The sequence below is a fragment of the Kribbella sp. NPDC050820 genome (genome assembly GCF_040653975.1).
Taxonomy (GTDB): Bacteria; Actinomycetota; Actinomycetes; order Propionibacteriales; family Kribbellaceae; genus Kribbella.
Map to the genome: position 1 here is coordinate 68,101 of NZ_JBFAHB010000009.1, position 19,607 is coordinate 87,707.

The window sequence follows — 19,607 nt, forward strand, 5'->3', positions numbered from 1 at the left end:
GGCAGGAGGGAGCCGGGGATGCCGCCTGCGCGCGCACTCTGGCTGCTGCTCAGCGGCTACGCGGTCTCGTCGTACGGGAACTACCTGAACCTGGTCGCGCTCGGGCTGTTCAGCTTCCACTGGACGCAGAGCACATGGGCGACCGGTGCAGTGATGGCGATCCGGCTCGGCGCCGGGTTCGTGGCTGGGCTGGTGTCCGGCCGGGTTCTGCTTCGGGTACGGCGCCGGCCGTTGCTGATCGGACTCGATCTGCTGCAGGCCGCGGTGATGGTGGTGCTGGTGATGGCGCCGAGTCTCGCCGTACTCGTGCTGGTCGCGCTGGTCCTCGGGGTCTGCAACACCACGGTGGTAGTCGCGCTGCGCAGCGGGATACCGGAGCTGGTTGGTGCGGATCAGCGGACGCGGGCGAACGGGCGCCTGGTGACGGCGCGTTCGCTGGCCAGCGTGCTGGGATTCGGCACCGCCGCGCTGGTGATCGACCTCGGTGGATACGACGCGGCATTCCTGCTGAACGCCGCATCGTTCGTGGTCTCGGCGACGGCACAGGCCTTCGTGACCTGGCCGTCGCGGGGCACGGAGGCAGCACCCAGCTCGCAGGCGTCTGGGGGCGTTGGGCGCCGGTGGCCGTGGCATTACCTTCCTGCGTTGATCGTCGGCATGATCGCGGTGCGCGGGATCGACGCGCTCGCCTCGGCCGGCCACAACGTCGCGCTCCCGATCTACGCCACTCTGACCGCGCCGGACAACCCGGCCGCAGTCAGCACCCAGTTCCTGACCGCGTGGGCGATCGGCAGCGTCAGCGCCCACCAGTTGGTCAGCCGGTTCCTGAAGCAGCTCGACCACCGGGCGTTCGCTGTGGCGACCTGTGCCATGTCGGTGTCGTTCGTGCTCGCCTTCACTGGGCTGCCCGCGGCCGGCCTGATCGCCGTCTCGCTCCTCGCCGGGATCGCCGACGGGGTGAGCGAGATCGGCTACCTGTCCACGCTGCAAACCCGGCCCGAGCACCAGCGGACCCGGCTCTTCGGGTTCTCCGCGAGCGTGGAGAACTCTGCTTTCGCCGGCGGGATGCTGCTCGCCGGCGGCCTGCTCGACGTGCTGCCGCCGCTGCCGGTGGTCGCCGGGCTGCACGGCGTCGCGGTGGTCGGCGTACTGGTCTTTCTGTCGCTTTCGAGGAGGCATCATGCCGAGAACGTCGATGATCCACGGTCCCCAGCCGGCGCCGACCGCGGCTGACTCGCGGGACGCGGTCCAGGCGCTGCTGCGGGCGGCCGCCGAGTTCCCCTCGGCCGGTGTACGGACGCCCGCGGGCTTGCTGACCTATCCGGAGCTACTCGACCGGGCGCGCCGGATCCTGACCGGTCTTCGTACGCGCGGAGCCGCGAGCGGTCACCACGTGATCCTGCACGGGCTTGCGCTGGATGCGTTCTTCCCGGCGTTCTGGGCCTGCCTCCTGGGTGGGATGCGGCCGGCCGTCATCTCCGACCCGGCCGCGAGCGAACGGCTTCGGCATACATGGGAGCTGCTCGATTCGCCACTGATCCTGACCGATCGGGCCGACCTGGAACTGCCCGCGGTGGCGATCGAGGATCTTGGCCGGCTGGATCCGGCGGAGGAGTTGTATCAGCCGGACCCGGCTGAGGTGGCTGTCGTGATGTTGTCCTCGGGGAGCACCGGCGCGCCGAAGGCCGCAGCGCTTACGCACCAGGCGCTCGCCGAGTTCGCTGCCGGATCGCGGGTGCTGCTCGATCTTCGGCCCGGCGAGAGCATGCTCAATTGGTTGCCGGTGGACCACAGCGGGGCGCTGCTGCTGTATCACGTGCTGCCGGTGTTTGTTGGGGCAACGGGCGTGCACTTGCCGACTGCCGACGTACTTGCGGATCCGCTGTTCTGGTTGCGGGAGGTCGAGAGGCACGAGGTACAGCACACCTGGTCGCCTACGTTCGGGCTGCAGCTGGTTGCTGATGCGCTATCTGCTGGAGTGTCGCTCGACCTGGGGCATGTGCGGTCTTTGGTGTGCGGTGGCGAGCAGATCGTATTGCCGGTCCTGGACCGGTTCTTTGCGGCAACCGCCGGGTCGGGTCTTGATCGTGCGTGCTTGCGGCCGGCGTGGGGCATGGCGGAGACGACGACTGCGATCACCTTCGGCCGGCTGACTGATGAGGGCAGCGTTGTCCGGGTGCTCAAGTCCACGTTGGACAGCGACCTGGTGACGGCGGGGCCGGACTCGGACTGTCTGACCTTCGTCGCGGTCGGCTCGCCGGCGCCGGGTGCCTCGATCCGCGTGGTCGGCGAGAACGACGAGGTGCTTCCTGAGCTTCGGATCGGGCGGTTGCAGGTGCGATCCAACCGGGTGACCGCCGGATACGTGAACAACGCCTCGGCAACCGCGTCCGCGCTGCCGGACGGCAAGTGGTTGCGGACCGGCGATCTGGCGTTCGTCTCCGGCGGGCAGGTGGTGATCACCGGCCGCGAGGGGGACACGGTGGTGGTCAACGGGAACACGGTGTTCTGCCACGAGATCGAAGGCGTCGCCGCCGAGGTTGGCGGTGTCGACTTCCACGCGGTCGGCGCGTGCGGCGTCCCGAACGCCGCGACCGGGACCGAGGATCTAGTGGTCTTCGTCGAGGCAGACGACGCGGTCGCGCCGGCAGTGAAGGCGCTGATCTTCGAGCGCCTCAGGCTGACCGCCGAGGTGGTCGTCGTACCGGCCGGGGACTTCCCACGGACACCCAGCGGCAAAATCCGCCGAAACGAGCTACGACAGCGATACCTGACCGGTCAGTACGGCGCCCCCAACACCGCGACCACGCCAACTGCTGCGCCCCAGGCGACCGCGGTCCCTCGGATGCCTTCGACGGCTCGAACGGTCTTGGGGGAGTCGCCGGATTCGCCGGGGCCGTCGGTCCGTGCGGTAGCGGCCGAGGTGAGCAGGTTTGTTGCGGAGTTGGCGGGTCAGCCGACGGCTGACGACGTACCGTTCTATGAATTGGGTCTGACGTCGATCAAGATCACGCGGCTTCGGGCGATGCTGTCAGAAGAATTCGGGATCGAGGTGCCGGCGACGGCGCCGTTCGAGCACCCGACCGCGGCTGCGCTCGCCGCCTGGCTGACCGAGGCCCAGCGGGTACAGCCCATCGTGGCGGTCGTCGCAGACCCCGACGATGCGGATGCCGACGGTACGGATCGGCGGGTGGCTGTGGTCGGTATGGCCGCCCGTTTTCCGGGGGCGCGGACGGTCGACGAGTTCTGGGCGAACCTGTGCCGGGGAGTCGACAGCGTGTCCACTGGCCCCGGTGCGGATGGATGGGTTCGTGCGGGTGGGGTGCTCGACGATCCTGAGGCTTTCGACACGGAGTTCTTCGGGATGTCGCCGAAGGAGGCCGCGCTCACCGAGCCGGCCCACCGACAGTTCCTCGAGGTCGCGCACCAAGCCCTGGAACACGGCGGCTACGCAGGACCCGGCTCATCCGCCCTACGAACCGGCGTCTACGCCGGCTCCGGCATGAACCTCTACGGCCACCAGGACCTACTGCCCCCCGCCTCCAGCAACCAGCCCGCCGCCGCGGTTGGCGACCGATCCAACGTCCAGCCCGGCGACGCGGTTGGCGACCGGTCGGGCAACCGGGCCGGCGATCAGCTTGGCGACCGGCTCGGCGGCGGGCCTGGCGACCGGCTTGGCGATCGGGTTGGCGGTCGGGCTGGCGACGTGGCGACCGCGATGCAGGCGACGATTGGCGCCGCGCCGGACTTTCTTGCCAGCCGGGCCGCGTACCGGCTCGGGCTGACTGGGCCCGCGATCGGGGTCCAGACCGCATGCTCGACGTCGCTGGTCGCCGTACATCTGGCCGTCCAGGCGCTGCTCGCGTCGGACACCGATCTGGCCATCGCGGGCGCTGCCGCGGTTCGTCTCCCGCAGGACGCCGGGTACCAGTACGTGCCCGGCTCGATCCTGTCCCGGACTGGACGCTGTCGCCCGTTCGACGCCGAAGCGGACGGCACCGTCGGGGGCAACGGCGTGGCAGCAGTCCTGTTGAAGCGTCTGGACCGCGCCCTGGCCGACGGCGACACGATTCACGCGGTGATCCTCGGCAGCGCGGTCAACAACGACGGCACGAGCAAGGTCGGTTTCACCGCGCCGAGTGTTTCTGGTCAGGCAGACGTGGTCCGTCGGGCCCTGGAGCGGTCCGGCGTCGGCGCCGACACCATCTCGTACGTCGAGGCGCACGGGACCGGGACCGCGCTAGGCGACCCCATCGAGTTCGCGGCGCTCTCCCAGGTCTTCGGCTCACCAGACGACCGTACGGCGAATTGCGGCCTCGGCTCGGTCAAGGCAAACGTCGGCCACCTCGACTCCTGCGCCGGCATGGCCGGCCTGATCAAAACAATCCTCATGCTGAGCCACGCCCACCTAGTCCCAACCCTCAACCTGACAAGCCCCCACCCAGACCTGCACATCGAGCAAAGCCCCTTCGAACTCATCACCACAACCCGCCCCTGGCCCCGCACCGCCGCCCCCCGCCGCGCCGGCGTAACCGCCCTAGGAGTAGGCGGCACCAACGCCCACCTAATCCTCGAAGAACCCCCACCCGCCGCTGTGGCACCCGGTGCGACGGAGCCGTCGGCAGCCGTGCCAGCCAGCGTGACGGAACCGCTGGCTGACCGGGCAACCGGCATGACGGAGTCGTCCGAGGGTGCCCGGCCGGCAGCGCAGTACGGCTCGGTGGCGTCGTCTCGCGGGCGGGCTGCTGGGGACGGCGTTGCGCCTGAGCCGGTGGTGGTGCCGGTTTCGGCGACGTCGCCGGCCGCGCTTGAGGAGTTGGTTGGCTCTTTGCGTGAGCGGCTCGTGGCCCGCCCCGGGCTTGCGGCATCAGATGTCGCCACCACACTCGCCCTCGGCCGTCGGCACCACCAGCATCGGATCGCGGTGGTCGGCACCGATGCGAGCTCGCTTGCCGCCGCCCTCGTCCAGGCGACACCCACCGAACCAGGGAAGCCGAGTCCGCTGGCGTTCGCGTACTCCGGGCAGGGAGCGTCGTACCCAGGAATGTCCGGCTGGCTTGCCGCACGCTTCGAGGCGGCGCGGAAGGTGTTCGCCGAAGTGACGGACGTGCTCGGCGCGGAGATCGTGGACATGCCGGGGGAGGAACTCGCCCAGGTGAGCCTGTTCGCCAACCAGGTGGCGTGGACCGAGGTCTGGCGGGCGCTGGGCGTCCGGCCGGACGTGGTCATCGGGCACAGTGTCGGCGAGTACGCCGCCCTGTACGCAGCAGGCGCGCTGTCGCTCACCGACGGCGTGCGGCTCACGGTACGGCGTGGCGAGCTGATGCGGACGCGGATGCAGCCCGGCGCGATGATCGCGGTCGCGGCGGACCTGGCAACGGCGGACAAGCTCGCCGCCGAGTGCGGACTGGAAGTTGCTGCCGTCAACGGTCCTGACCGGTTCGTGCTGGCCGGGTCCGAGGATGCTGTGGCCGGCGCGACGGAGGTACTCGATCGCCTCGGGGTGAGTTGGCGACGCATGCCGGTCGACCGGGCGTTCCACTCCGTCATGGTCGAGCCAGTGCTCGACGACCTCCGCGCAGCCGCCGCCGACTCCGCCACCTTCCAGCCCCTTCAGCTGCCCTTCTTCAGCGGGCTCGACGGCTCACTCCTGACCCACATCACCAGCCAGTACGTCGTGGACCACGCACGCCGCCCAGTGCGCTTCGACCTGGCGACCACCGCTGCCGCCGAACTCGGCGCCACCCGCTTCCTTGAGCTAGGCCCCGACACCGTCCTCACCCCACTAGGCCGCCGAGCCGCCCCCGGCACCACCTGGCTGCCCACCCAACGCCGCGACTCCACCACCCAGTTCCCTGAAACCGTAGCCACCCTCTACCGCACCGGCACCACCCTGACCTGGCACCCCTTATTTACCGGCCACCGAATCCCCCTACCAGGCCACCCCCTAACCAAACGCCCCATCCCCACCCACCCCGCTGTACCCCTCACCTCACGAACCACCACCCCACCCCCTTCCGAACCAACTGACCTCCCGCCAGCCCTGACCGAGGCCGCATCAGCTTCCGCAGCTGCTGCAGTCATGCCGGCTCCCGCCAGAGCCGCGGTCGTGCCAGCTCCCGCCGAGACCGCTGCCGCGCCGAATCCTGGTGGTGGCGCGACGGTGCCGGTTCCCGGTGGTGCTGGGGTGCTGTCTGCTCCCGGCGGAGCCGCGGTCGGGCAGGCTCATGGTGAGGCTGGGGTGGTGCCGGCTTCCGGCGGGGCTGTCATCCCGGCCGCCCCCCGTGGGGGCGGGGTCGGGCATATCCCTGGTGGGGTTGGGGTGGTGTCGGGTTCCGGTGGAGCTGTGGACATGCCCGCGCCTGGAGGTGCTGGCGCCTCGCCGGTGGCTGCGGGGGAAGGGGTTCTGGGGACGGTGCGGGAGTTGATCGCGCCGGCGCTTGGGATGGTGCCGGATGAGATACCGGCGGACGCTCCGTTCCTCCGCCTTGGGGCGGACTCGCTTTCGCTCATGCGCCTGGTCGGCGATCTGACCGATACCTTCGGCGTCACCGTGTCCGTTCGCAGTCTCTTCAGCAACGTCGATACCCCCGCCAAGCTCGCCGACCTCATCGCCAACTCAACCGCGACACCACCCCAACCACAGCCCAACAACACACCTCCACCAGCCACAGCCGCCGTGCCGGATGCACCGGCGGCTGGCGTCGTACTGGCTCCACCGGCCGCAGCTGTCGTACCGAGCGCGCCGGCGGCTGGCGTCGTACCGGGTGCGTCGGGTGCTGGCGTCGTACCGGCTGCTCCGGCGGCTGGCGTCGCGCCGGGTGTGTCGGGTGTTGGTGTGGTGCCGATTCCAGCGCCGATATCCGGTCCGGCAGGTGCGTCGTCGCAGGTGGCGGCCGGGGCTTCGGTGGCTGGGGGGCTGCAGGAGGTTGTGGAGCGTCAGTTGCAGGTGGTTGAGCGGATGATGGATCGCGTCAGCAATCTCATGTCTGAGCAGTTGGCGGTGCTCGGCGGTGCATCCGACTCAGGCACGCGACTGTCGCCCCCCGCACAGGTCGCGTCGGGGGAGGTCGCGGCAGGACCGGTCGCCTCGGGGGAGGTCGCGGCAGGACCGGTCGCCTCGGGGGGAGTTGCGTCGGCGGAGGTCGGGTCAGGGCAGGGCGTGTCCGTGCAGGGCGCGCGGGTGCAGGCGGCGCCTGTGCAGGGGGCGCCTGTGCAGGGTGCGCGGGTGCAGGGGGTGGCTGGGCCGGGTGGGGCAGGGGTGGGTGGGCGGGGGGTTGGGTGTGATTTCAGTTTGTATTTTTTTGGGGATTATCCGGATTCGGCGGCGGAGGACAAGTACGGGTTGATTCTTGGGGCGGTTGAGTTTGGGGATCGGCGGGGGTTTCACTCGGTTTGGTTGCCTGAGCGGCATTTTCACTCGTTCGGGGCGTTGTTCCCGAATCCTTCGGTGCTTGCTGCGGCGCTGGCTACGCGGACCGAGCGGATTCGGCTCAATGCGGGGTCGGTGGTGTTACCGCTGCATCATCCGATTCGGGTTGCCGAGGAGTGGTCGGTGGTGGACAACCTGTCCGGCGGGCGGGTCGGGCTCTGTGTCGCCAGCGGCTGGCACGCACGGGACTTCGTTCTCGCGCCTGATGCCTACGGCAACCACCGGACGGAGATGTACGACCGGCTCGACACAGTCAGAAAACTCTGGGCCGGTGAGGCGATCACCGCGACGGCCGGGAACGGCGAGCCGACCGAGGTACGGCTGCACCCGAGCCCGTTGCAGGACGAGCCTCCGCTGTTCACAGCCGTCGTGGGGAACCCGGAGTCGTACAAGCTGGCTGCCCGCAACGGTCTCGGCGTCGTCACCAACCTGATGGCGCAGTCCGTCGAGGACCTGGCGGCGAACATCGCCCTCTACCGCGCGACCCGCGCCGAGCACGGGCTCGACCCGGACGCCGGTCGCGTGGTCGTCCTGCTGCACACGTACGTCGGCGACGACCTCGAGACCGTCCGGGCCGAGGCGTACCAGCCGTTCTGCGACTATCTCCGCTCGTCGCTGTCGCTGTTCGGGCAGGTGACGAACAGCCTCGGCTTCCAGATCGACCTGGAGAAGACCGCCCCGGACGACGTCGACTTCCTGCTGGGCCAGGCCTATCGCCGGTACTGCGAAACCCGCGCGCTGATCGGTACGCCGGAGACCTGCCGCCCGATCGTCGACCAGCTGATCGCGATCGGCGCGAACGAGCTCGCCTGCTTCGTCGACTTCGGACTCGGCCCCGACGAGGTGATGCGGAGCCTGGCCGCGGTCGACGAGCTGCGAGCGGAGTACGTCGCCACCGAAAGGCCAGCGGATCGCGCTCTCACGCCGCCGGAGAAGCGGATCTGGTTCCTCGAGCAGCTGAACCCCGGGGCGAACACGTACCACGAACCGAAGGCGATCGAGCTTCGCGGTCCGCTGGATCCGGTGGCGCTGCAAGGCGCCCTGCAGCGGGTCGTTGACCGGCATCCTGCGCTCCGGACCGAGTTCCGGGAGGTCGACGGGGAGCCGCGGGCGTTCGTCCGGACAGCGGTCCGGGTCGAGTGCCCGGTGGTTGATGCTGAGGGCAACGACATCGAGTCGCTGCTGCACGACGTACGGCTCGGTGCTCTGGATCTGGACACCGCCCCGCTGCTGCGCGCCCGCTTGGTTCGGCTGGCCGACGATCACCATGTCTTGCTACTGGTCGGCCACCACATCATCTTCGACTCGGCCTCGACGCCGATCGTCGTCCGCGACCTCGGCGCCTACTACCGCGCCTGGCCGGCCGACCCCGGCCTGCCACCGGCTGCCGACGGCTTGCCACCGGCCCACAACGGCATGCGGCCCGACTCGACCGCAATGGATCGTGACTTCTGGCTCGACGAGCTGGCCGACGCCCCGGAGCTGCGGCTGCCCACCGATCGGCCGCGGCCGCCCACCTGGAGCGGCACCGGCCGCTCACTCACCCACGAGCTGAACACCAACCGGCTCGGCGAATTCGCCGCAAGCTCCGGTGTGACGGTCTTCAGCCTGCTGCTGGCGGGACTCGGCCTGGTGCTGTCCCGGTTCAGCGGCCAGCGTGACTTCGTCATCGGCACCGGCGTCTCCGGCCGCAGCAGGTCCGCCGCGGAGTCCGTCGGCATGTTCGTCGACACGTACCCGCTCCGGGTCCGGCTGGCCGACGACGCCGACTTCCCGGCGCTGGCCCGCAGTCTCGGCCTGTCCCTGATGGATGCGATCGACCACGGCGACGTACCGTTCGAGGACATCGTCGCCGAGCTCAACCCGGACCGGTCCACCGGACGCAACCCGCTGTTCGGGGTGGCGGTCGAGTTTGAGAACGCGGTCGACGAGATCGACTTCGCTCCGACGGTCTCGGTCAACCTCCGCGACCTGCCGAGTAACCGCGCGCCGGTCGACCTCCTGCTGTACCTGAGCTACACGCCATCAGGTGTCCGGTGCGTGGTCGAGTACAACAGCGACCTGTACGACGAGTCCACGGTCCAGCGACTCCTCGACTACCTGGAGCTGACGCTGGAGGTCGCGACCGCCGCGCCGAGCGTCCCACTCACAGCACTCTCCGAGCTGACCGCGAAGGACGAGCAGCGGCTCGCCCGCTTCGAGGGCGAGCCCGGTCCAGAGTCCACCGCGTGCCTGCACGAGTTGTTCGAGCAGCGCGTCGATCTCCACCCGGACGCCATCGCGATCGATGGCGACTTCGGGCAGGTGACGTACGACGAGTTGGACCGCCGCGCCAACCGGATAGCGATCGAGCTGCTGTCCCACGGCGTACGGCGCGGTGACCTCGTCGGGAGCTGCCTGCCTCGCGGTGTCGACCAGCTCGCGGTCGTGCTCGGAGTGCTCAAGTCCGGCGCCGGCTACCTGGCCCTGGATCCAGCAGTGCCGATCGAGCGGCTGCGGTTCCAGTTGAACGACTCCGGGGCGACCGTGCTGGTCACCGGCGAAGGGATGCCGGACCTCGGCGACCTGCCGACGATCGTCGTCGACCATCTCGACCCGGTCGCCGCGGACCGGCCGCATGTCAAGGTGACGCCCGATGACCTGGCCTACTGCTTCTACACCTCCGGATCCAGCGGGACCCCCAAGGGCGTGCTGATGCCGCACCGGGGTCCGGTCAACAACCTGCTCGGCTTCGCCACCCATCCGCTGACGACGCTGCAATGGGCCTCGTCGATGTTCGACATGAGCCTGCACGAGACGTTCACGACGTTCATCACCGGTCAGACCCTGATCCTGATCGAGGACAGCAGCCGGTACGACGCGGAACAGCTGGCGCGCCGGATTCGCGAGCACGGGATCCAGCGGATCGTGATGCCGTTCAGCGCCGTCCACGCACTGCTGGCGACGCGGCCGGAGCTGCCCTCGCTGCGGGTGATCTGCTCCGCGGGCGAGGCCACGACCCCTACCGCGGTCGAGCACGCATTCCTCGCGGCGCACCCGGACTGCGTTCTCTACAACGGGTACGGCCCGACCGAGACGTCGATCGGGGTGACGGACCACCCGGTCGAGCCGGGGGAGAAAGTGCCGCCGATCGGCAGGCCGCTCCCGGGAGTGCGGATCCGCCTCCTCGATCCGGATCGTCGGCCGGTGCCGGTCGGAGCGGTCGGTGAGATCTGCATCGGCGGTGTCTGCGTGGCGAACGGGTACCTGAACAGGCCCGAGGAGACGGCCAAAGCGTTCTACGAGCCCGGCTGGTACGCAAGCGGCGATCTCGGGCGCTGGCGGGCCGACGGAGCGCTGGAGTACCTCGGCCGGATCGACGATCAGGTCCAGTTGCGTGGTGTCCGGGTCGAGCCGGGCGAGGTCCGCGCCGCCGTACAGGGGCATCCGGCGGTGACCGAGGCCGCGGTCGTCGTACTCGATGGTGAACTGGTCGGATACACGGTCGGCGCCGTCAATCCTGAGGAACTGATGGAGTACCTCGCGGCGCGGCTGCCCAGGTACCTGGTGCCGCGGCGCTGGGTCTCGCTCGAACGGTTGCCGCTGACAACCACGGGGAAGCTCGACCAGGCCGCGCTACCGGCGCCGGTTGCCGTCGAGGCGAATGTTCCGCCGGCGACGCCGCTGGAGAGTGCGGTCCATGCGGTGTGGTGTGAGGTCCTGGAGCGGGCCGAGATCGGGGTGACCGATTCGTTCTTCGATCTGGGTGGGCACTCGCTCCTCGCCGTACGCCTGCTGAACCGGCTGCGGGATGCCACGAGCATCGAGCTGACGCTGTCCGAGTTCTTCCGCTCGCCGACGATCCGCGGAGTCGCAGGCGGGAGCGAGGTCGCGCCGGTGACGGTCGCCCAACGGCGGTGTCTGGAGCTGGTACGGCGTCGCGCGGACGCGTCGATCTACAACACGCCAGCACGCGTCGACATCCACGAGCCCCTGGATCCGGAACGACTCCGGCGCGCTCTGGAGCGCCTGGTCCAGCGCCACAGCGCCCTGCGGACCAGGGTCCTCGAAGACCGGCAGGAGGTGCTGGCGTCGGTCGAGGTCGCACTGCCAGTCGAGGACCTGCCGGATGACGAGGACCACATCCACGCCTGGTGTGTCGCGACCGCCCGACCCGCACTCGAGCCCAGTCAGGCCCCGCTCTGGCGCGCCCGCCTCGGACGGGTGTCGGCCAACCGCTGGGTGCTGGTCGTCGCAATTCACCACATCATCTTCGACGGCTGGTCGGCGCGGCTGTTCTGGGACGAACTGTCTGCCTTGTACGGCGACGCCGAGCTGGCACCACCGACCGCGCAGTACACCGATTACGCCCGTTGGGAACACGGGACCCTCAGCGGGCCCACCCGTGGGGAACTGGACGGTTTCTGGCGTGCCGAGCTCGCCGGCGCGACCGTCGAGCCAGCTCTGCCCGTCGATCACCCGCGCCCGGCGACGCTGTCCGGCCGCGGTGCGACACATCACGTGGAGCTCCCGGAGAGCCTGGCCAAAGAAGTCCGTACGGCGGCCGCGTCCGCCGGGACCACGCCGTACGTGCTCATCGCCGCCGCCTTCGCCGAGTGGCTCGGTGCCCTCTGCGGGTACGACGAGGTCGTCCTGCCGGTGTCCAGCGCACGTCGGCGCCAGTCCGGCCACGAGGGGATCATCGGGTTCATCGGAGAAGCCGTCCCGGTCCGGATCAGGCTCGACACGCACGACCTGCTCACCGAAACCGCCCGCGCCCTCTACTCAGCGCTCGACCACGAGGCCCTGCCGTTTGCGGAGATCCTCCGCCAGGTCCTCCCAGACCAGACCCAAGCCATCCTCTTCACGGTCATCACGACCCCGCCGGCCACCCTGACCCTCCCGACGGGCAGCTACCCGGTCCGTGCGCTGCCCTCGCCGGACCTCGCCCGCCGAGAGCTCTACGTCGTCTTCACCCTCACCGAAACCAGCTTCACCCTCGACATCGAGTACTCCACCGACCTCTTCACCCCCGCCACCATCACCGCCTGGTCCACCAGCCTGCTCGAGGCTCTGGCAGACCGCAGTCAGGTGTGATTCTGGGCACAAGAAACGGGCCCTTCGCCGCGTCGTTGCGGTGAAGGGCCCGTCGAGCCTGTGTCAGGCGGTGCGCTTGGTGCGGTGCAGGTGAGCCGGGCCGATCTCGCCCTTGCGGAGGAGCTCGACGCGCTCGGCCAGGAGCTCTTCCAGCTCCGAGATGCTGCGGCGCTCGCGCAGCATGTCCCAGTGCGTACGGGCGGGCTTCTCCTGCTTCGGCTCCGGCTTCTCACCGGTCGACCGTGCGGCCTCGCTGCCGCAGTGCGGGCACTCCCAGACCGCGGGCACCTCGGCGTCGTGCGCCATCGTCACCTCGACCACGTGACCGCGGGGGCAGTCGTACGTGATCATCTGGCGCGGCGCGAACTCGACACCACGGTCATCCTCGAAGCTGACCCCACCCAGCCCCGAACCACGCAGTACGCGATTAGACATGTCAAACCTCCGAGATCGTCATCCGTGCCAACGGTCGGCCGGCCCGGATCATTCCCATTTTGGCATGCCCGAGCCATATGTACGCACCTGACAGCACCGTCGTGACCGCCTGTCATCAGGCGTTCACACATCACGGTGTGTCGCGGCCGACCGCTGATCAGACGCGTCAGGTTCACAGCGAGTTGCCAGGTTTCGAGAATCGATTCCTCAGCAAACGTCCCTAGCGTCACCGTCCATGGTGCTACCCCGCCACAAGCTCCGTGGCCTCAGCCTGCTAAATGTGGCCCTGGTGGCCATCGTCCTGGCCATCGCCGTGACGGCGTACTTCCTCTTCTTCCGCAAGGACCAGCCGACCGCTGCCGCCGCCCGCCCGACCGTGGCCGTCGCCCGCGGCGAGGTGACTGCGAGTGTCGGCTCCAGCGGCACTCTGCAGAGCTCCCGGACGGCCTCACCGCAGTTCGAGACCTCCGGGACCGTGACGCAGATCATGGTCAAGGTCGGCCAGGTGGTGGCCAAGGGTACGGCGATCGCGAAGATCGACCCGTCCGCGGCCGAGCGCCAGCGCCGGATCGCCGAGCAGAACCAGATCGCCGCGGCGAACTCGGTCGACGCCGCCGAGGAGTCGCTGACCGACGCGCAGGAGGCCCTCGAAGCGGCGGAGGAAGCCTCGGAATCGCCGACCCCGACCCCGACCGACGGCCAGCAGACCCAGAACAGCCAGACCCAAGCCAGCCAGACCCAGAGCAGCCAGGGCCAGAGCCCCGAGGTCGCCGTCAGCAACGCCGAGGCCAGCCTGGCCCGGGCGAAGGCGGACAAGGAGCAGGCCGACCAGGACGTCGAGGCCGCTGAGGCCGCGGTCGCCGCGACCACGCTGAAGGCCCCGATCGCCGGCACCATCACCGCGATCAACGGCTCCGTCGGCTCCGTCACCGGAGGGTCCAGCTCAGGGACTGGTTCAGGCGGAACAGGCTCGACCTCAGGTCAAGGTTCAGCCTCCACCGGAACCACGACGACCACAACCTCAGGTACAGGTTTCGTCGACCTCGCCGACCTCAAGTCGCTCCAGGTGGTCGCCGCCTTCGCCGAGGCCGACGCGATCAAGATCAAGGCCGGCCAGTCCGCCACCGTCACCCTCAACGCCGAACCCGGTACGACGCTGACCGCCTCCCTCGCCTCCGTCTCGCCGACCCCGACGACCACCAACGGCGTCGTCTCGTACTCGGCCACCTTCTCGCTGACGAAGATCCCGGCGAACGCCCGGATCGGCCAGACCGCGAACGTCACCGTGCAGACCGCCAAGGCCGCCAACGCCCTCTACGTCCCGAGCACCGCGATCGCCACCAGCGGTGCGACGTACACGGTGACGATGGCCGACGGCGGCGGGACCCGCGAGGTGCAGGTCGGCGTCCGCGGCGACAGCTACACCCAGATCACCTCCGGCCTGGACGAGGGGGAGCGGATCGAGCTGCTCCAGGGCTCCATCGGCACGACGGCCAACCAGAACGGCCAGGGCCGGCAGGGTCAGTTCGGTCAGGGCCAGCTCCCCGGCGGCGGCCAGTTCCCCGGAGCGGGCACCGGAGCCGGGGGCAACCGTGGCCGCTGACGCCCTGATCGAGATCCGGGACGTCACCAAGACGTACGGCGCGGGGGAGACGGCCGTGCACGCGCTCCGGGGCGTGTCGCTGCGGGTCGAGTCCGGCGAGTACGTCGCGGTGATGGGCTCATCCGGATCCGGCAAGTCGACGCTGATGAACATCCTCGGCTGCCTCGACGTCCCGAGCCGAGGTGAGTACTGGCTGGACGGCCGCAACGTGGCCCGGCTGTCCGAGGACCAGCAGGCGCTCGTCCGCGGCCGCAAGATCGGCTTCATCTTCCAGTCGTTCAACCTGATCCCGCGCACCACGGCGATCGCCAACGTCGAGCTGCCCCTGACCTACGCCCACCTTCGCCGCGCCGAACGCCGCAGGAGGGCTGCCCGAGCGCTGGAGCTGGTCGGCCTGTCGGACCGCGCCGGCCACCGGCCGAACCAGCTGTCCGGCGGCCAGCAGCAGCGCGTCGCGATCGCCCGCGCACTGGCGACCGGCCCGCGGATCCTGCTCGCCGACGAGCCGACCGGCAACCTCGACGCGCATTCGACCGAGGAAGTGCTCGGCATGTTCGACCAGCTGAACGCCGACGGCCGCACGGTTGTGGTGATCACCCACGAGAACGAGGTCGCGGCCCGGGCCCGCCGCCTGATCCAGGTCGCGGACGGCCGGATCGTTGCCGACGAGGTGACCCGCTGATGTCACCCCGCGACCTGTTCGGAGCCGCCCTGCGCGGCCTCAGCGCGAACAAGCTGCGCTCGCTGCTGACCGTCCTCGGCGTGTCCATCGGCGTCGGCGCCGTCATCGTGCTCGTTGCAGTCGGCAACGGCTCCGGCAGGGCCGTCCAAGACCGGCTGGAGGCGATGGGCACCAACCTGCTCACTGTCTCGACCACCGGCGGTGGTGGCGGCTTCCAGCGCGGTCAGGCCGGCCCGTCGGCCCAGCAGTACAGCCTGTCGCTCGACGACGCCGAGGCGCTCGCCGACAAGAATCTGGCACCCGACATCGCCTCGGTCGCTCCGGTGATGACCAGCTCCGGTACGGCGACCAACGGCGACACCAGTTACACGGTCAACCAGGTGATCGGTACGACGCCCGAGTATCTGCCGGCCACCAACACCCCGGTCGAGACCGGCCGGTCGTTCACCCAGCAGGACATCGACACCTCGCAGCGCGTGATCCTGCTCGGCCAAACGGCCGCCACCGAGCTGTTCGGGCGGCCTGGGACCGCGGTCGGCCAGACGATCAAGCTCGGCGCCGTCGACTTCGTCGTACTCGGGGTGCTGGCGAGCAAGGACAGCACCGGGTTCTCGGACCCGAACGCGACCGCGGTCGTGCCGATCAGCACGCTGCGCGCGACCCAGGCCGGGTACGGCGCCTTGAGCCAGATCGTCGTCCAGGCCGCGGACAAGGACCGGGTCGACGTCGCGCAGGCCGAGGTCACGCAGTTGCTGACCGCGCGCCACGAGGTGCCGGCCAACCAGACGTCGCCGTTCCGGATCACCAACTCGGCGCAGATCCTGCAGACCAGTCAGGACACCGCGGCGACCTTCACCGCACTCCTGGCGACCGTGGCCGCGATCAGCCTGGTCGTCGGCGGGATCGGCGTCACGAACATCATGCTCGTCACGGTCACCGAGCGGACCCGCGAGATCGGGATCCGCAAGGCGCTCGGGGCGCGGCGACGGACGATCCTCGGCCAGTTCCTGATCGAGGCGACGCTGCTGAGCCTGATCGGCGGCGCGGTCGGCGTGGCCACGGCGCTGGTGATCACCCAGTTCCAGCTGGCCGGCGTCGCGCCGGTGCTCGTCCCGTCGTCGATCGCGCTCGCCCTCGGGGTGTCCGCCGCGGTCGGCCTGTTCTTCGGCAGCATGCCCGCGCACCGGGCGGCCGGTCTTCGTCCCATCGACGCACTACGACACGAGTGAGAGGCACGACCTGATGAGCAACCAGACGCCCGACGAGTTCGCCCAGATCGGGTCCGACGAAGAGGTCGACGCGGCGCTGAAGCCGAAGAAGAGCCTCAGCCTGCCGCTGGCGACCGCGATCCTGGCCGGCGTCGTCGTACTGGCCGTCGGCCTGGCGGGTGGCGCCGGACTGCATGCGGCCTTCGCCTCGGACAGTACGACGCCGCAGCAGGCGGGCCGTGGTCTCAACGGCGGCGGGTACGGCGGCTTCCGCGGGCAGAACGGTCAAGGTCCTGGCGGGCAGGGCAACGCGACGATCGGCACCGTGGTGTCGGCGAGCGGCTCGCAGTTGGTGGTGAAGACTCAGAACGGCGATGTCACGGTCAAGCTGACCGGCGAGACGATGTACGACATCTCCAAGCAGGGCACCGCTGCCGACCTGAAGACCGGTGAGCAGGTCGTGGTCAGCGGCCAGAACACCGACGGAACGATCACCGCGACCACGGTCCGCCAAGGCACCGCCTTCCCGAGTGGTGGCTTCCGCAGCCCAGGTGCCACGCCGTCGCGTTGATCGTTTGTAGGGTGGTCGGCATGGCCAGTAAGTTCACCGAGCTTGCGATCGACTGTGCCGACCCCCGTGGTCTCGCGCAGTTCTGGTGCGCGGTCCTCGACTATGTGGTGCAGAACGAGGAAGAAGGCGGAGTGATCACGATCGGCTCCCCATTGGTGCCAGAGGGCAAGAAGCGGCCCGGTCCGGTGCCGCCGACGCTGACCTTCGCGCCGGTGCCCGAGGGCAAGATCGTGAAGAACCGGCTCCACATCGACGTGAACGCGACCGACCGGGATCAGGACGACGAGGTTCGTCGCCTGCTCGACCTGGGCGCACGGCACGCCGATGTGGGCCAGACCGGCGAGGAGAGCTGGGTGACCCTGGCCGACCCGGAGGGGAACGAGTTCTGCGTCCTCGCCGGCCGGTTCAGATGAGCGTGGGCTGAGCGTTGCCGGCCTCGCGGATGCCCCGGCGCATGTCGACGCGGGACAGCAGCACCAGGCCGACCACGAAGAACAGGCCGAGGGCAACGATCGCCGGCCGGTAGGAGCCGGTAATCTGGTGGACCAGGCCGAACACGAGGGTGCCCAGCCAGGAGGTGCCGCGCTCACCGGCCTGGTAGAGCGAGAAGTACTCGGCTTCGCGGCCCTCCGGGATCAGCTGGCTGAACGCGGACCGGGACAGCGCCTGGGTGCCGCCCAGGACGACGCCGATCGCCACACCCATCGCGAGGAACGGCACGATCTGCTTGGCCGGCAGCATGAAGCCGGCGATCACGATCAGGATCCAGAACACCAGCCCGCCCATGATCGTGCGCTTGGTGCCGAACCGGCGCGCGAACCGCCCGAACGCGAGCGCCCCGAAGAACGCCACGAACTGGACCAGCAGGATGGTCGCGATCAGGATCTGCGTCTCGAACCCGAGCTGCTTCTCGCCGTACGTCGACGACACCGAGATGACGGTCTGGATGCCGTCGTTGAAAAACAGGTACGCGACCAGGAACAGCAGCGTCATCGGATAGGTCCGCATGTGCTTCAGCGTCGCCGCGAGCTGGCCGAAGCTCTGCCGGACCAGGCTCCCGCTGCGCACCTGGACGACGTGCGTCGGCGGCCGGTTCCGCAGCTTCACGAATGGGACGAACGTGAACGCGCCCCACCAGAGCCCGGCGGACAGCAGGCTGAGGCGGACCGCCGTACCTTGGCTCATGCCGAGCGCATCGTGGGCGGTGACCACGGCCAGGTTGATCGTGAGCAGGATGAATCCGCCCAGGTAACCGAACGCCCAGGCGCGGGACGAGACGTCGTCGCGGTCGTCCGGCCCGGTGATGTCGATCAGGATCGAGTCGTAGACGACCAGCGACGACCCCAGACACAGGTTGCCGATGAACAACAGCAGCGCGCCGAGCTCCCAGCGACCACCGCCGACGAACACCATGCAGGAAGCGGCCAGCGCGCCGGTCCAGGCGAAGCCGCACATCAGCAGCTTCTTGCGCTCCAGCCGGTCCGCGATCGCACCCACCACGGGCAGGAACAGCGCCGACACCAAGGTCGCCACAGTGACGACGTAGAAGGCGAGCGAGCCGGGGGAGATGCCCAGTCCGAGCACGTCCAGGTTGGTGTCGCACGGCTTGTCCGCCGTACCGACGTGCCCGCAGGCGGCGGTCTCGGCGACCGAGGTCAGGTACGGCGCGAACAGCACCGTGCCGACGGTGGTGACGTAACCGGAGTTGGCCCAGTCGTAGAGGCTGAACCCCCAGTACTCCCGTTTGTCGACCGCCGCCGGGGCGGAGAGAAGTCCCATGCGCAGGAGTGTGTCAGGTCGCGGGTACGAAGCGGCGTACCGGCGGATAACACTTCAGTGCCCGATTAATGCCACTCACCCCGTTCGATCAGGACCTCGCGGAGGATGTCGGTCCGGTCGGTGATCAGGCCATCGATCCCCGCGTCCAGCATCCGCCGCATCGCGGCCGGGTCGTCGACGGTCCAGACGTGCACTTGCTTGCCCGCGGCATGCGCTCGCCGGATCAGTCCCGGGGTCAGCACCCGGAGTGGGCCGTACCGCTCGGGGATCTGCAGGCAGGCCCCACCCGACTTCAGCGCGAACGGCAGGAACCGGATCAGCGCGGTCTCCCAGTCGCCGTACCCGGTGCAGAGCCGGGGGCCGAGCTCGCGGCGGATCCGCCGGACCCGGGACTGGGAGAACGACGAGACGCAGACCCGGTCGATCGCGTTCGCGGCCCGCAGCACGTCGGCCGCCGGGGCGAGCCCGTTCTCGGCCTTGATGTCGAGGTTGAACTTGGTCTGCGGGAAGGCCTCGAGCAACTCGTCGAGCCGGGGGATCGGCTCGTGCCCATTGATCTTGGCCTTGCTCACCTCGGACCACGGCAGCTCCGCGACCACGCCGGTGCGGTCGGTGACCCGGTCCAGCCGGCTGTCGTGGAACGCGATCACCACCCCGTCGCTGGTCGCGTGCAGGTCGGTCTCCAGGTAGCGGTAGCCGAGTTTCACCGCGTGCTCGAAGGCGCGCAGCGAGTTCTCGTAGCCGAGGTTGTCCGGGTGCAGCGCGCCGCCACGGTGGGCCATCGCGATCGGCCCGTCGTGGTCGAGGTAGGGGTACACGTC

General features: G+C 69.5%; 10 protein-coding genes. 7 read left to right on the forward strand and 3 right to left on the reverse strand.

Features of this window, described 5'->3' with window-relative positions; translation table 11 throughout:
• Nucleotides 1–18 precede the first annotated feature (18 nt).
• The gene (locus AB0H36_RS11045; RefSeq protein WP_360519974.1) at nt 19–1,233 is read left to right on the forward strand and encodes an MFS transporter; all 1,215 of its coding nucleotides are present in this window, start codon (nt 19–21) and stop codon (nt 1,231–1,233) included.
• A complete protein-coding gene (locus AB0H36_RS11050) occupies nt 1,181–12,508 on the forward strand; it encodes a MupA/Atu3671 family FMN-dependent luciferase-like monooxygenase (protein WP_360519976.1) in 11,328 nt (3,775 codons plus the stop codon). The genes AB0H36_RS11045 and AB0H36_RS11050 overlap by 53 nt, the downstream gene beginning before the upstream one ends.
• Before the next feature lie 63 nt (nt 12,509–12,571).
• Here the strand turns inward: AB0H36_RS11050 and AB0H36_RS11055 are convergent, their stop codons facing one another.
• A complete protein-coding gene (locus AB0H36_RS11055; protein ID WP_130448290.1) occupies nt 12,572–12,943 on the reverse strand; it encodes an RNA polymerase-binding protein RbpA in 372 nt (123 codons plus the stop codon).
• A 289-nt stretch (nt 12,944–13,232) separates the two neighbouring features.
• Between AB0H36_RS11055 and AB0H36_RS11060 the strand changes: the two genes are divergently transcribed.
• The 5 genes from AB0H36_RS11060 to AB0H36_RS11080 are packed head-to-tail and all read left to right on the forward strand — an operon-like array spanning nt 13,233 to nt 17,420.
• Nucleotides 13,233–14,546, forward strand: coding sequence for an HlyD family efflux transporter periplasmic adaptor subunit (locus AB0H36_RS11060; protein WP_360519978.1), 1,314 nt, complete (start codon nt 13,233–13,235; stop codon nt 14,544–14,546).
• The gene (locus AB0H36_RS11065) at nt 14,536–15,228 is read left to right on the forward strand and encodes an ABC transporter ATP-binding protein (protein WP_360519980.1); all 693 of its coding nucleotides are present in this window, start codon (nt 14,536–14,538) and stop codon (nt 15,226–15,228) included. The genes AB0H36_RS11060 and AB0H36_RS11065 overlap by 11 nt, the downstream gene beginning before the upstream one ends.
• Nucleotides 15,228–16,457 (forward strand): ABC transporter permease, encoded by a 1,230-nt coding sequence (locus AB0H36_RS11070; protein ID WP_360519982.1) that lies wholly within the window; start codon nt 15,228–15,230, stop codon nt 16,455–16,457. Before AB0H36_RS11065 ends, AB0H36_RS11070 begins: the two co-directional genes overlap by 1 nt.
• A gap of 13 nt (nt 16,458–16,470) precedes the next feature.
• A complete protein-coding gene (locus AB0H36_RS11075; protein WP_360519984.1) occupies nt 16,471–17,007 on the forward strand; it encodes a hypothetical protein in 537 nt (178 codons plus the stop codon).
• A 20-nt stretch (nt 17,008–17,027) separates the two neighbouring features.
• Nucleotides 17,028–17,420, forward strand: a complete 393-nt coding sequence (locus tag AB0H36_RS11080; RefSeq protein ID WP_360519986.1) for a VOC family protein — start codon at nt 17,028–17,030, stop codon at nt 17,418–17,420.
• Here AB0H36_RS11080 and AB0H36_RS11085 read toward each other — a convergent pair.
• Both AB0H36_RS11085 and AB0H36_RS11090 read right to left on the reverse strand, forming a co-directional pair.
• The gene (locus tag AB0H36_RS11085; RefSeq protein ID WP_360519988.1) at nt 17,413–18,786 is read right to left on the reverse strand and encodes an MFS transporter; all 1,374 of its coding nucleotides are present in this window, start codon (nt 18,784–18,786) and stop codon (nt 17,413–17,415) included. The two genes, AB0H36_RS11080 and AB0H36_RS11085, sit on opposite strands and share 8 nt — an antisense overlap.
• A 65-nt stretch (nt 18,787–18,851) precedes the next feature.
• The gene (locus AB0H36_RS11090; RefSeq protein ID WP_360519990.1) at nt 18,852–19,604 is read right to left on the reverse strand and encodes a glycerophosphodiester phosphodiesterase; all 753 of its coding nucleotides are present in this window, start codon (nt 19,602–19,604) and stop codon (nt 18,852–18,854) included.
• Nucleotides 19,605–19,607: the final 3 nt, after the last annotated feature.